The sequence below is a fragment of the Micromonospora rhizosphaerae genome (assembly GCF_900091465.1).
GTDB lineage: Bacteria > Actinomycetota > Actinomycetes > Mycobacteriales > Micromonosporaceae > Micromonospora > Micromonospora rhizosphaerae.
On the sequence record NZ_FMHV01000002.1, the window covers coordinates 4132662 to 4145784 of the forward strand.

Annotated in this window: 12 protein-coding genes; 8 read left to right on the forward strand and 4 right to left on the reverse strand. The window is 71.8% G+C overall.

Annotated elements, in window-relative coordinates:
* Positions 1 to 10 precede the first annotated feature (10 nt).
* On the forward strand, positions 11 to 1126 hold the full coding sequence (locus tag GA0070624_RS19385) for an XdhC family protein (protein WP_091343062.1): 1116 nt from the start codon (positions 11 to 13) through the stop codon (positions 1124 to 1126).
* Between the two features lie 58 nt (positions 1127 to 1184).
* Here GA0070624_RS19385 and GA0070624_RS19390 read toward each other — a convergent pair whose 3' ends face one another.
* Positions 1185 to 2087 (reverse strand): LysR family transcriptional regulator, encoded by a 903-nt coding sequence (locus GA0070624_RS19390; RefSeq protein ID WP_176731780.1) that lies wholly within the window; start codon positions 2085 to 2087, stop codon positions 1185 to 1187.
* A gap of 137 nt (positions 2088 to 2224) precedes the next feature.
* Between GA0070624_RS19390 and GA0070624_RS19395 the strand changes: the two genes are divergently transcribed.
* From GA0070624_RS19395 to GA0070624_RS19415, 5 genes are all read left to right on the forward strand, one after another.
* Complete coding sequence (locus GA0070624_RS19395; protein WP_218105404.1) at positions 2225 to 3061, forward strand: PhzF family phenazine biosynthesis isomerase; 837 nt, start codon at positions 2225 to 2227, stop codon at positions 3059 to 3061.
* Positions 3062 to 3169: 108 nt separating this feature from the next.
* A complete protein-coding gene (locus tag GA0070624_RS19400) occupies positions 3170 to 3760 on the forward strand; it encodes a (2Fe-2S)-binding protein (RefSeq protein ID WP_091343070.1) in 591 nt (196 codons plus the stop codon).
* Positions 3757 to 6120 carry a xanthine dehydrogenase family protein molybdopterin-binding subunit gene (locus GA0070624_RS19405; protein ID WP_091343073.1) on the forward strand — a complete coding sequence of 788 codons (2364 nt, stop codon included), beginning with the start codon at positions 3757 to 3759 and terminating at the stop codon, positions 6118 to 6120. Before GA0070624_RS19400 ends, GA0070624_RS19405 begins: the two co-directional genes overlap by 4 nt.
* On the forward strand, positions 6117 to 6971 hold the full coding sequence (locus GA0070624_RS19410; protein ID WP_091343075.1) for an FAD binding domain-containing protein: 855 nt from the start codon (positions 6117 to 6119) through the stop codon (positions 6969 to 6971). Before GA0070624_RS19405 ends, GA0070624_RS19410 begins: the two co-directional genes overlap by 4 nt.
* A gap of 59 nt (positions 6972 to 7030) precedes the next feature.
* On the forward strand, positions 7031 to 7762 hold the full coding sequence (locus GA0070624_RS19415) for an SRPBCC family protein (RefSeq protein WP_091343078.1): 732 nt from the start codon (positions 7031 to 7033) through the stop codon (positions 7760 to 7762).
* 51 nt (positions 7763 to 7813) lie between these two features.
* On the opposite strand, the gene GA0070624_RS19420 is transcribed toward GA0070624_RS19415, so the two are convergent.
* A complete protein-coding gene (locus GA0070624_RS19420) occupies positions 7814 to 8362 on the reverse strand; it encodes a YceI family protein (protein ID WP_176731781.1) in 549 nt (182 codons plus the stop codon).
* Between the two features lie 104 nt (positions 8363 to 8466).
* Positions 8467 to 9543 (reverse strand): winged helix DNA-binding domain-containing protein, encoded by a 1077-nt coding sequence (locus GA0070624_RS19425; RefSeq protein ID WP_091343081.1) that lies wholly within the window; start codon positions 9541 to 9543, stop codon positions 8467 to 8469.
* A gap of 325 nt (positions 9544 to 9868) precedes the next feature.
* On the opposite strand from GA0070624_RS19425, the gene GA0070624_RS19430 reads away from it, so the two are divergent.
* Positions 9869 to 11011, forward strand: coding sequence for a low temperature requirement protein A (locus tag GA0070624_RS19430; protein ID WP_176731782.1), 1143 nt, complete (start codon positions 9869 to 9871; stop codon positions 11009 to 11011).
* Positions 11012 to 11045: 34 nt separating this feature from the next.
* On the opposite strand, the gene GA0070624_RS19435 is transcribed toward GA0070624_RS19430, so the two are convergent.
* Complete coding sequence (locus GA0070624_RS19435; protein ID WP_141715086.1) at positions 11046 to 12137, reverse strand: serine hydrolase; 1092 nt, start codon at positions 12135 to 12137, stop codon at positions 11046 to 11048.
* Positions 12138 to 12475: 338 nt separating this feature from the next.
* Here GA0070624_RS19435 and GA0070624_RS19440 point away from each other — a divergent pair, with 338 nt between their 5' ends.
* Positions 12476 to 13123 carry a DUF2461 domain-containing protein gene (locus tag GA0070624_RS19440; RefSeq protein WP_218105211.1) on the forward strand — a complete coding sequence of 216 codons (648 nt, stop codon included), beginning with the start codon at positions 12476 to 12478 and terminating at the stop codon, positions 13121 to 13123.

The window sequence follows — 13123 nt, forward strand, 5'->3', positions numbered from 1 at the left end:
GCAGGTAGCGATGCGCGAGGTGCTCAGTGACCTGCTCACGTGGTGGCGGGATGGCCAGCCGGTCGGCATGGCGACCGTGGTGGGGACCTGGCGCAGCGCCCCGCGCCCGCCGGGGGCGACCATGTTGGTGGGGCCGGACGGCACCGCGGTCGGCAGCGTCTCCGGCGGCTGTGTCGAGGCGGCCGTGTACGAGGTGGGTCAGGAGGTGCTCTCGACCGGGCGGCCGGTACTCACCCGCTACGGCGTCAGCGACGACGACGCGTTCGCGGTCGGGCTCACCTGTGGCGGCATCATCGACCTGTTCGTGGAGCGGGTCGATGATGCGTCCTTTCCGCAACTCGCGGACCTGGCGGCCGCCATCGACGCCGGCGAGCCGGTCGCGGTGGCCACCATCGTCGAAGGCCGGCCCGACCAGGTGGGGCGCCGGTCCGTGGTGTGGCCGGACCGGTGGGCCGGCACCCTCGGCTCGGACCGGCTGGACGACGCCGCCGCCGACGACGTCCGGGGGATGTTGGCCACCGGCCGCACCGGCACGCTGCGGTACGGCCCGGACGGGCAGCGCCGTGGCGACGAACTGACCCTGTTCGTGGCGTCGTTCGCCCCGCCCCCGCGCATGCTGGTGTTCGGCGCGATCGACTTCGCCGCCGCCGTGGCCCGGCTCGGCACGTACCTCGGCTACCGGGTGACGGTCTGCGACGCGCGGCCGGTCTTCGCGACCCAGCGGCGGTTCCCCGGTACGGAGGTCGTGGTGGACTGGCCCCACCGGTATCTGGCGGCCGAGGTCGAGGCCGGCCGGGTGGACGAGCGCACCGTGATCTGCGTGCTCACCCACGACCCGAAGTTCGACGTGCCGGTGCTGCAGGTGGCGCTGGCGCAGCCGGTCGCGTACGTCGGGGCGATGGGCTCGCGGCGCACCCACGACGACCGACTCGCCCGACTGATCGAGGCCGGAGTGCCGCCGGACCAACTGGCCCGCCTGTCGTCGCCGATCGGGTTGGATCTCGGTGCCCGTACGCCGGAGGAGACGGCGGTCAGCGTGGCAGCCGAAATCATCGCGACCCGGTGGCGCGGCGGCGGCGCCAGGCTCTCCACGCTGAACGGGCGGATCCACCACGACGCCGACTAGGGCCGGTATCGAGGTCCGCCGCGGCGCCGGACCCGGTGTGCGAGCCAGGCAGAGGGGGCTACGGCTCCTGCGGTGAGCCCGGGTTCCATAGCGCGCGGAGCTGGTCGAGGACGACCGTGGTGCCGGCGCTGAGCGTGCGATCGGGGTGTGTGACGAGGTGGACGCTCGGCGCAGGTGGGAGTGGCCCGGGAACGGCGATGAGCTCGCCTGCCCGCAGCTCGGCGCCGGCGGTGGCGGTGGGAAGCACCGCCCATCCGAGCCCGGCCGCGACGCAGCGCTTGACGGCTTCAATGCTGCCGAACCGGACGCGGCGAAAATCCGGTTGCCCGACGGCGAACAGGCTGCGGGCCACCTGGTCGCTGTAGCTGCAGCCGTCCTCGAGCAGGAGTACGTCGTGCTCGGCCAGCTGCGCCCAGGTGACTGCCCCTGCCGGCAGGTCGAGGTCGGGCCCGGCGACGATGGTGAGTTCTTCGGCGCCGAGGACCTCCAGATGGAGGTCGACGGCGGACATGTCGGGTTCGAGAAGCAGGGCAGCTTCGGCGGTGCCGGCGCGTACGGCTTGGAGCGCCTGCGCGGTGCCCCCTGGTGCGAGCGACAGCCGGATCTGGGGCGCGATGAGGCGCAGCTTGCCGAGGACGGCGGGGAGCCGGTAGGCGCACACGGACTCCGGAGCCACGAGCCGCACCCGGCCAGACGGCCGGCCGTCTCGGGCGGGCACCTCGGAGGCAAGGCGGCCCTCCAGATCGAGCAACTGGGTGGCGTACGACAGGAGCCGGGTGCCGGCGTCGGTCAGCACGGCCCCGGACGGCAGCCGGTCGAACAGCCGGACGCCCAGGTACCGCTCGAGGGCCTGCACATGCCCGGTCACCGTGGACTGCACGTAGCCCAGCTCCCGCCCCGTCGCCGTGAAGCTGCCGGTGCGGGCCACGGCGGTGAAGGTCCGCAACAGGTCCGTCTCCACGGCCATTCCTTTCCTCGATTGATGCCATCATGACTCATCGTTGGACTCGATGGCGCTACCCGGCGAGACTAGCCCCTGGGAGGTCCTTGATGACTGAGACAGACGACGCGACCATCGCACGGCCCGAGGCCGCCGACGTGGAGGTGCTGCGCTACGCCGCCTTCCCGGACGGGGCCGTCGGCGGAAACCCTGCGGGTGTCGTACTGGATGCGACCCGCCTCGACGGCGCCAGCCGCCTGGCCGTCGCAGCTTCGGTCGGCTATTCCGAGACGGCGTTCCTCGAACCCACCAGGCGGGACGGGGAGTTCCAGGTGCGCTACTTCAGCCCACTGGCTGAGGTAGCGTTCTGCGGACACGCGACGATTGCCGCCGCCGTTGCCCTGGCCGAACGCCGCGGCAGCGGGCCGCTGCTGTTTCAGACTCTCGCCGGCGCCGTCGAGGTGAACACCGGTGAGAGCGATGCCGGCCCGACCGCCACGCTCACCAGCGTCCCCACTCGTACCCGGCCCGCCTCCGGCGACGAGCTCGCCGCCGCCCTCGCAGCGCTACGCTGGCGTTCCACCGACCTGGACCCCCGGTACCCCGTACACGTCGCGTACGCCGGCAACGATCACCTCGTCCTCGCCGTGTCGGACCGCACCCGCCTGGCGGACCTGCACTATGACTACGACGCGCTGGCAGCCCTGATGGCCGAGCGCGGCTGGACCACGCTCCAACTCGTGCACGCCCACACGCCGCTGCTCTTCTCTGCCCGCAATCCCTTCCCGCCCGGCGGTGTCGTGGAGGACCCCGCCACCGGAGCGGCCGCGGCCGCCCTCGGCGGGTACCTTCGGGCACTCCACCTCGTGGACCCGCCGGCGCAGATCACGGTCCTGCAGGGCGTGGACATGGGTAGCCCCAGCCGCCTGCTCGTAGACGTGACCGGCGATGACGACCGCGTGCAGGTGACCGGCGGCGCCCGACCGATCCGCTAGCCGCCGGAGACGGCGACGGTGCAATCTGGCGCGTCGGCCCTTGCGCACACCCGCGCGACGGAGTTGGCTGATCGAAAGGCAACCCCGTCGATCTGCGCGGGAGGATTAATGGCTCGGATCAGCGTCACCGTCGACGGCATCCGGTACGCCGACGACGTTCCACCACGTACCCTGCTCGTCCATTACCTGCGCGACCAGGGCAAGGTCGGCACGGTGGTGGGCTGCGACACCAGCAATTGCGGCGCCTGCACGGTGCTGATGACCGACCCGGACGGCCGGGCCCAAGCGGTGAAGAGCTGCAGCGTGCTCGCCGTGCAGGCCGACGGTCGTACGGTCACCACCGTGGAAGGACTCGCCCCCGACGGCACCCTGCATCCGGTGCAGCGGGCGTTCCACGAAAAGCATGCGCTGCAGTGCGGCTTCTGCACCCCGGGCATGGTGGTGGCAGCGGTCGACCTGCTCGCCGAGAACCCCGACCCGACCGAGGAGGAGGTGCGCCGCGGCCTGGAGGGCAACCTGTGCCGCTGCACCGGCTACCAGAACATCGTCCGGGCCGTGCTCGCCGCGGCGGCTGAGGTCCGCGGGGTGGCGGCCGCCAACGGGCACGGGACAGCGCGCCCGGGTGCCGGCGCCACGATCCCCGACCCGGCGGCGCCGGTCGGCGGCGAGCGTCAGGTCGAGGAGGTGGCCAGGACATGACCGCCGTGCTCGAACCCGAGGTCGGCCGCGCCCGGCTGCGCAAGGAGGACCACCGCCTGCTCACCGGCCGGACGATGTGGACCGAGAACGTCACGTTGCCCGGCATGCTGCACCTGGCGATCCTGCGCAGCCCGCTCGCGCACGCCCGAATCACGCACCTCGACGTCGGGCCGGCACTGCAGCGGCCCAACGTGGTGGCCGCGTTCACCGGCGCCGACGTCGCCGACGTGCAGGGCAGCCTGCCCTGCGCGTGGCCGGTCACCGAAGACATGATCCACCCCGACCACCCGCCGCTGGCGGTCGGCGAGGTGCGGCACGTCGGCGAGGCGGTCGCCGTCGTGGTCGCCCGGGACCGGGCCACCGCCGTCGACGCGCTGGAGGCCATCGAGGTCGAGTACGACCCCCTGCCGGTCGTGCTGGACCTGGAGGAGGCCGTCGCCGACGGGGCCTCGCTGGTGCACTCCGCGGCCGGCCAGAACACCTGCTACACCTGGGTCTTCGACTCGGCCGAGGCGGGCACCGGCGGCAACGTGGCCGACGCGGAGGCGGAGGTCATCCTCCAGCGCCGGTATGTGCAGCAGCGGCTGATCCCGGCGTTCATGGAGCCGCGCAGCGTGGTCGTCGACCCGACCGCCGGTCAGCTGACGATCTGGTCGGCGACGCAGATCCCGCACATCCTGCGGGTCATGCTCGCGCTCATCACCGGGACGCCCGAGCACCAGATCCGGGTGATCGCCCCGGATGTCGGCGGCGGGTTCGGCGGCAAGCTGCAGGTCACGGCGGAGGAGCTGATCGCGTTCCTGGCGGCGCGGCGCACCGGCAAGCCGGTCAAGTACACGGAGAGCCGGTCGGAGACGATGGTGTCGGCGCACCACGGCCGCGACCTGATCCAGGACATCACGTTGACGGCGAAGCGGGACGGCACCCTCACCGGCCTGTCGGTGAGGCTGCTCGCCAACATGGGCGCCTATCTGGGCATCGTGACGCCGGGCGTACCGCTGCTCGGCGCCTTCATGTACAACGCGATCTACAAGGTGCCGGCGTACCGGTTCGAGTGCACGGGCGTGTTCACCAACACCACCCTCACCGACGCCTACCGTGGCGCCGGTCGCCCCGAGGCGACGTACGCCATCGAGCGGATCATGGACGAGCTCGCCGCGGAGCTGGGCCTCGACCCGCTGGAGGTGCGGCGGCGCAACTGGATCCGGCACGACGAGTTCCCGTTCACGACGGTGGCCGGGCTCGAGTACGACTCCGGCAACTACGAGGCGGCCACCGAGAAGGCGATGGCCATGATCGGGTACCACGAGTTGCGCGCGGAGCAGGCCGCCCGGCGGGCGTCGAACGACCCGGTGCAGCTCGGCATCGGCGTTTCGACATACACCGAGATGTGCGGGTTGGCACCCTCACGCATTCTGGGCGCGCTGCGCTACGGCGCGGGCGGCTGGGAATCGGCGAGCGTCCGGGTGCTGCCGACCGGCAAGGTCGAGGTGGTGACCGGCAGCAGCCCACACGGCCAGGGCCACCTGACCGCGTGGAGCCAGATCGTCGCCGACCGGCTCGGGGTGCCGTTCGAGGACGTCACGGTGCTGCACGGCGACACCCGGGTCTCCCACAAGGGCCTGGACACCTACGGCTCCCGGTCGCTGGCCGTCGGCGGGATCGCCCTCGTGCAGGCGTGTGAGAAGGTCCTCGCCAAGGCCCGGCCGATCGCGGCACACCTGCTCGAGTGCGCGCCGGACGACCTGGAGTTCACCGACGGCGCCTTCCGGGTACGCGGCACGCCCGGCGCCATGAAGACGATCGCCGACTGTGCTCTCGGCGTCTTCGCCGCCCACGACCTGCCCGACGGCGCCGAGCCGACGCTCGACGCCGAGGCGGTCTACGACCCGCAGAACTTCTCGTATCCGCACGGCACCCACCTCTGCGCCGTGGAGGTGGACACCGAGACCGGCCAGGTGCGGCTGCGCCGGTACGTGGCCGTGGACGACGTCGGCCGGGTGGTCAACCCGCTGATCGTCGAAGGCCAGGTGCACGGGGGGGTGGCCCAGGGCGTGGCGCAGGCGCTGTTCGAGGAGGCCGTGTACGACGCGGACGGGAACCTGCTCACCGGCTCGTTCGCCGATTACACCCTGCCGAGCGCCGCCGACCTGCCGGTGATCGAAAGCGACCGCACCGAGACGCCCGCGACGTCCAACCCGCTTGGCGTCAAGGGGGTCGGAGAGGCGGGCACCATCGCCTCGACCCCCGCTGTCGTGAACGCCGTCGTCGACGCGCTCCGGCCGTTCGGCGTGGCGGACGTCCGCATGCCCTGCACTCCGGAGCGGGTCTGGCGCGCCATCCAGGAGGCGACATCATGATCCCGGTGGCCTTCGACTACCTCAAGCCGGCCACCGTGGAGGACGCCGTGGCCGCGCTCGCGGACGCGGGCGACGACGCCAAGGTGCTCGCCGGCGGCCAGAGCCTGCTGCCGGTACTCCGGCTGCGGCTGTCCGCTCCGAGCCTGCTCGTCGACCTCGACGGACTGACCGAACTGCGCGGCGTGCGGGTCGACGGCGACGATCTCGTCGTCGGCGCGTTGACCACGCACGCCGAGGTGGCCGGATCCGCTGTGGTGCGGGCCGAAGCGCCGCTTCTCGCCGCCGCGGCCGGGCTGATCGGCGACCGGCAGGTCCGCCACCGGGGCACGATCGGCGGCGCGCTGGCCCACGCCGACCCGGCCGGCGACCTGCCGGCGGTGCTGGTGGCGCTCGACGGGGTGTGCGTCATCGCCGGTCCGGGTGGCCGGCGTAGCGTCCCGGCCGCGGAGTTCTTCGTGGACTACTTCACCACCGCCCTCGACCCGCGCGAGGTCCTGGCGGAGGTGCGGCTGCCGCGCCGTTCCGGCTGGGGCGTGCACTACGAGAAGTTCCATCGCACGGCCCAGGCGTGGGCGACCGTCGGAGTGGCCGCTGCCGTGCGCCGGATGAACGGCTCCATCGCCGAGGCGCGGGTGGTCCTGACGAACATGGGCCCGCGCCCGGTGCGGGCAGAAGCGGTCGAGGCGGCGCTCGCCGGCGCGGACGCGACCGCCGAGGCGTTGGCCGGCGCGGCGGCACACGCCGCCGAGGGCACCGACCCGGTCAGCGACCTGGCCGCGTCGGCGGAGTACCGGCAGCACCTGGCCCGCGTGCTCACCCGGCGCGCACTCGCCGCGGCGGCCGGGCGCTAAGGGTTCGTGGTCGGGCCGGCCGCGTGCGCGGCCGGCCCGCCTGTCGCAAGGAGAGCGAGATGCAGCTGGAGTACGAATTCACCGTGCCGGTCCCGGTATCCCAGGCGTGGACCGTGCTGCTCGACCTCGAACGGGTGGTGCCCTGCCTGCCGGGAGCCACGCTGACCTCGTACGACGGGGATGCGTTCGCGGGCACCGTCCGCGTGAAGCTCGGCCCGGTGAACCTGACCTACCAGGGCAAGGGGCGGTTCGTCTCGCGCGACGAGGACGCCGGCCGGGTGGTCATCGAGGCGTCGGGCCGGGAATCCAGAGGCGGGGGCACCGCGACCACGACCGCGACCATGACCATGACGCCCACCACTGACGGGGCGTCCACCGTCGTCGCGGTGCAAGCCGAGCTGTCGGTGACCGGGCGACCGGCGCAGTTCGGGCGCGGAATGATCGCCGATGTGGGCGGGAAGCTCGTCGGCCAGTTCGCCGATTGCCTGGCGCAGCGCTTGGCCGAGAGCCGGCCGCCGGCCGGCGACGTCCCCACGGCGCAGGAGGCCGAGCTCGTGGCGGCAGCGGACGGGCTTCGCGCTGTGCCGGCGGGCGATGGCGCGCCCGCGGGTGGGCCTACGGTGGCCGTTCCCGAGCCGGCCGTCGAGCAGGCGCCGGCCGCCGCCCCGCCGGTCGACCTGCTGCGCGTGAGCGCCGGCCCCGCCGTCCGCCGCGTCGCGCCGTACGCGATCGGCTTCCTCGTAGGTGCTCTGGTGGTCTGGGCCCTTGGCCACGGCGGTCGCCCGGGGTGAGGGGCGCGATGGCTCGGGTTCTTGCAAGAACAGCGCGCGGCTGACCGCAGGTCAACGCCGGAGGTCGACCTCGATCTCCACCTCGACGTTGTCACGGACCTTGAGCGCGCCGAGAAAGGCCGAGTACGGCTTGATTCCGTGTGCCGACTGGGTCACCGCGGTGGTGGCGCGGTACCGGTCGGGCGTCACCTCGCGCACCTCGACGTCGATGGGGGCGGCGACCCCGTGCAGCGTGAGCCTTCCGCTGATGGTGGCGTGGTCGTCGCCGGTGACGACGCGGGTGGACTCGAAGGTGGCCGTCGGGTGGCGATCGACGTCCAGCGTCCGCCGGGCGTTGTTCTCGATCTCGCCCCGGTCCTTGTCGGTCAGCGGCACGGCACCGCCGGTACCCTCCCGCACGGCCAACGATCCCAACTCGACGCGCGCCGTCGCGGTGGCATCCGCCGGCCCGGTCTCGGGAACGTCCAGCTCCACCGACCAGTCGGTCACCTCGATGGTCAGGTCGTGGCCGACGGTCGAGCCGACACCCTTGCGGCCGGTGCGCAGCAGCATGCGCCCGTTGTCCGGGCCGAACCGCAACCGGCCGGTGCTGATCTCCACCCACCGAGCGTACGCGGCGCCCTCATCGGGGGCAGGCGTTTCATCCCGTCCCATCGGCGCTCCAGCGATGTCTCCGACGTCAGTGGACCCCACCGGGCAACGACCTACGGTTTGTCGAGGACTATGTCGTACGTCGCTCGCGGGGCAACGAAAGCGCACAACTGTGCGGCCTCGGTCAGCAGCGCGTCGCGGTCCGCGCGGCGCAGCTTGGTGAACGGCTGGAGGCGCAGTGCCTGGTCGCGGATCTGCCAGGTGCCCTGCCACATGCCGTCGACCAGGAACGTACCGTCGGTCGCGCCGTTGCCCGGCGGTAGCGGCACGGAGCGGTTGTCGAGGATCACTCGGGTGCGATCCTTGTGTGACAGCAGCAGGTTGTCGTACTCGGGCAGGAAGCGCGGCGGGGCGGGCGTGTCCTCAGCAGGCCGGGGCGCGTCGGGCAGGTCGTACAGCGCTTGCCCCGCCTCACCGCGGAACGTCCGCAATGGCAAGCGCTCGACCACCTCGCCCAGCCGGGTCAGCCCGGACCACAACTGGATGTCGGCGACACTGGCCGGACCGAACGCGCCGAGATAGCGCAGTACCAGCGCATCGACCGGCACTGAACGCAGCGGCGCGCCCAGCCAGCTCTCCACCGCTGCCCACCTCGCGGGACCGTTCCTGCCCCAGATGCCCCGTGGTGGCACCTGGCACAGCCCGAGGTGATGCGTTGCCGCGTAGGCCAGTGCGCTCGGATCGGCGTCCGGCCAGCGTTCCGCGAGCAGCTTGCCGAGCTCGCTGCGGGTTCGCGGCTGCTCCTCCAGTAGCCGCCTCGCCTGGCTGAGCAGGGTGTCCCGGTCCACTCCCTCGGTGCCGCGTCGAAAGTGCGCCCTGAACTCCGCGGCGTGCAGCGGGTAGAACAGCGCGCGCCAGTTCAGGCAGTCGCGCGCGCTGACGAGATGCACGGTGTTGCGCATCAGGTGCAGCCGTACCACCTGACGTTCCTCGGTCAGCGCCGACAGCTCGTCCGGCGCGAAGTCCGCCAGGCGGGTCCACAGTCCCACGTACGGGGCGAGCGGCGCCTGGGATTGCATCCCGCCCAGGTGCTCGATCACGTCGATCGCCCGGGTCGGCACGCGTTCCAGCAGGTACTGGCGAGCCAGCGTGGCCCGGTTGAGACCACGCTGGCTCAGGACATCGGTCACGACAGCGGCCCGAAGTGGGCCCGCATGCCCGCCTTGCGGTCACGCGGCACCAATACCAGCTCGGGAGCGCTCATGGCGCGATTGTGTCAGCCCGCCCTGTCCCGGCTCGGCAGAGGCGGTCGGTAGCCCTGCCGCACCACGGCGCTCCGCCGAGGGCCGGTCCATCACCGGATTTGCGCCACAGCCGTTAACTTGACACCCCGCTTCCTCGCGCTCCTGGCTCGTTTGTATGGAGTGGTCACTGATACGAGAGGAAACGCCGCGACTATGTTGGGACCCTGCGCCGGGCTGATGACGGATGGGTGAGCCGGGCGGCGAGCGGCCCATGCGCGAGAAAGCCGGCTGGCGGCGGCCGACCGTCCTGGAGCTGCTCTTCGATCTTGTCTTCGTGTTCGCGCTCAATCAGCTCAGCTTGCGGCTGAACAATGACCTCAGCGCCGGGCGTCAGCAATGGTTCGGCGAGGTGGTGGAGGCCTTCCTGCTGTTCCTGGCGTTCTGGGTCCTGTGGCTGTCGACGGTCGCGTTGACCAGCCGACGAAGTCCGGAATCGCTGGTGATCCAGACCGCAGTGTTCGTGTCGATGGCAGGCGCCGTGGTGATGGCCGTCGCGGTACCGCAGGGGTTCGAGCAGCGGGCTCTCGTCTTCGCCGGCGCCTACGTCGTGGCCCGGACAAGCCGCGTGCTGCTCCTCCTGGTCTTCCGCCGTGAAACGACCACTACCCCGGCGCTGCTCCCGTTTGCCGTGAGCGCGGTGCTGTGGATCGTGGGCGCGCTGGTGCACGACCAGGGTCGCCGCGCCGTGCTCTGGGCCCTCGCGCTGGCCATCGGCTACATCGGGTTCGCGGCCGGCTTTAAACGATTGGCTGGCGCACCGATCGCGGGTGAGCACATGGCCGAGCGGTTGCAGCAGTTCTATCTGATCGCGTTGGGTGAGGCGGTCCTCGTGTCGGGCATGGCGTTCAGCGGCAGCAACCTGGGCACCCCGCATGCGGTCGGGTTCGGGCTGGCGTTCGTCGCCATCGTGCTGCTCTGGCGGGTCTATTTCTACCGGGCCGGCGCTGTCCTGCCGGTGGCCATCACGGGTGCCCGGAACCCGGTCCGGCAGTCCGTGGCGGTAGCCGGGACTCACCTGCTCATGATCGCCGGTGTCTTCCTGGCCGGTGTCGGCTTCGAGCTGTACATCATGGAGCCGCTCGGCCGGCCGGAACCGAAGTGGCTCATCGCCGTCCTCGGCGGGCCCGCGCTGTTCCTGGCCGGGCGGTCACTTTTCGAACTGCTGGTCTTCAGCCGGATCTCCCGGTCGCGGCTGGCCGGCCTCCTCGCCCTGGGCCTCCTGCTCCCGGCCACGTGGTATCTGCCACCGCTGGCCGCCGGTGGCGCCGCCGTTGCGATACTCGCCGGAATCGCCGGCTCGGATGCTTGGCGCGCCCGCGGCCGCGCACCTGAGCTACCCGCCCCACGGATCTGACCCACACGAGGAAGATTTGGCACCGGCACCGGGCTCACCCCGGGGCGCACCCCGGGGTGATGTAGTCGTGGACGGTGCGGGCGAGTTGTCGAACGGTCTCGCTGCCGGTGCGGGAAGGGCCGGCGGTGAGGAACGCGACGGCGGTCTCCGCGCCCGGGGTGAGGCAGTAGCCGACGTCGTGGGAGGCGTCGATATCGTCGCCGGTCTTGTGCGCGAGGGGGGTGCCGGGCGGTAGGGCGGCGGGGATCTTGGAGTTGCGGGTCTGCTTGCGCATGAAGCCGATCATCAGGTCACGGGACGACTCGGTGAGGATCCGGGCGTCCCAGACCGCGCCGAGTAGCGAGACGACGTCGTCCGGGCTGGTGTAGTTCTCCCCGCCCCGGTCGGCGGCGCCGTCGAACAACTTGTGGGCCAGGACGGTCTCGCGCTGGTTCATCGAGTCGATCAGGGCGTTGACCGGCGCGAACCCGCCGAGCTGGTCGATCAGCACGTTCGCGGCGGTGTTGTCGCTGTACTCGATCATGTATTCGGCGAGCCGGGAAGTGGTCACCACCTGCGGGATCGCCTCGGACTTCAGCTTGCCCGTGCCGCCGACCACGTCATCGCGGGTGACCCGCACGGCCCGGTCGAGCGACAGTTGCCTGCAGTCGACCCGGCGCAGCAGCTCGACGAGGATCCACAGCTTGATCACGCTGGCCGCCTTCGGCCGGAATGCGCCGTTGACTGCGATCTGCTGGTGGCCGTACCGGCTGGAGAGGTCGCGCACGGCGACGCCGGCCCGGTTGTTGGTCGCGGTGGCCGCGACTCGGGCGAGCTGCCCGGTCAGCGGGGACAGCCGGCGGCCGGCGGCGGGGTCGGTGGGCGGCTGCGGATCGGTGACCACCTCACCGATCCGCCGGTCCGGTTGCCGGTGCGGGCGGGACACCTCGACCACGCCCTGGGTGCGGCCGACCAGCGGCACCCGGTAGGCGTAGGTCGTACCCCCGGCGGTGACCTGGCCGGTCGCGGTGCCGCCGGCGACCCGCATCCGCGGGTCGGCGACCCGGCCGGTGTCGCCGTCGCAGGCCCGGTAGCGGACGGTGCGTTCGGCGGTGTCGACCGAGAACACCCCGCCGGGAAAGGCCATCCACGTCGCAGCGCTGGCCGCCCCCCGCACCGGCCCCCACGCGGGCGCCGGCCCGAGGCGGTCCACCGCGGTCGGCCCCGACGTCCCGACCAGCGCGAGCAACGCGGCGGCCCCGACCGCCGTCCATCGCCGTCTTTTCGGTGGTACGCGGACAGTCCCCTCCGTCGATCGCGAAGATGAGCGCCGGGATCGCATCTTCGCCATTTTCGTACGATATATAGCTCGCCGTCCCATCGGCGGTGCCGGTGTCACCCGTCCGGGCCGGCGAGTCCGCGGGAACCCGTGGACGCGTAGCGGCTGATCCCGGAGGTCGCCGGCCACGCGATACCCTCGGCATCGTGGTGTTCCGGGGATGGCCGGCCGAGGCTCTGGAGTTCTACGAGGGGCTCGCGGCCGACAACTCAAAGACATACTGGACTGCGCATAAGGCGATCTACGACGACAAGGTGTGCGCTCCGATGACGGAGCTGCTCGCCGAGCTGGAGCCGGAGTTCGGCACGGGCAAGATCTTCCGGCCATTTCGAGACGTCCGGTTCAGCGCCGACAAGTCACCGTACAAAACCGCTATCGGGGCGGTGCTCGAGCACCGCGGGTACGTCCAGCTCTCCGCCGACGGCCTGGCCGCCGGCAACGGGATGTGGATGATGGCCGCCGACCAGCTGGAGCGGTACCGCCGGGCGGTGGCCGACGACACCAGCGGCGGAGAGTTGCAAAAGATCATTGCGGAGGTTGAGGGTCACCGGATCGAGGTCCGTGGCCGCGAGACGCTCAAGACCGCGCCGCGGGGATATCCGCGCGATCATCCGCGGGCCGAGCTGCTCCGTAACAAGGGCCTGGTTGCCTGGAAGCAGTGGCCGGTCGCCAGCTGGCTTGGTACGGCCGCGGCCAAGCGGCGGATCGTGGAGTTCCTGCACTCGACCCGGCCGCTCGGCGACTGGCTCGATCGGCACGTGGGACCTTCCACGATGCCAGCGCGGGAGCGCTGA